Raw genomic sequence first — 405 nt, forward strand, 5'->3', positions numbered from 1 at the left:
AGCCAATCTTCCTCTTCTTGCTTAGAGTCAGGCTTTAAACTTCTTTTCTTAGGCAGAAGTACAATCGGTGAGAAGAATTCAGCTCGTGAAGGCTTGCTCTGTCTAGCTCGACTATGGGCTCAAGTGAAGGCGTATTCAAGGCCATGAGGGCAAAGGGTTTATCAGGGCGTTGCTTAACTTTTCTTAGCCGCTTAATACTCTCAGAATTTTTGGCATCGCAAATTAAGTGGAAACCACCGATGCTTTTTATAGCAATAATAGCGCCTTGCTTTAATTGTTCGGCGCAAAAATCGATTAGTGCCTGATTCTGTTCTAGAGGCAAACGAATACCTTTCTTATCGACTAGCGCTAATTGTGGTCCACAGTCATTGCAGGCATTGGTTTGCGAGTGGAAGCGTTTGGCAT

The 405-nt window shown here is 44.0% G+C and carries 1 protein-coding gene; it reads right to left on the minus strand.

Annotated features, from left to right (window positions below):
- Positions 1–34: 34 nt before the first annotated feature.
- On the minus strand, positions 35–405 hold a 371-nt coding region (locus A3756_RS05070), incomplete at its 5' end, for a Sua5/YciO/YrdC/YwlC family protein (protein ID WP_197481182.1).

Source organism: Oleiphilus sp. HI0086 (assembly GCF_001635225.1).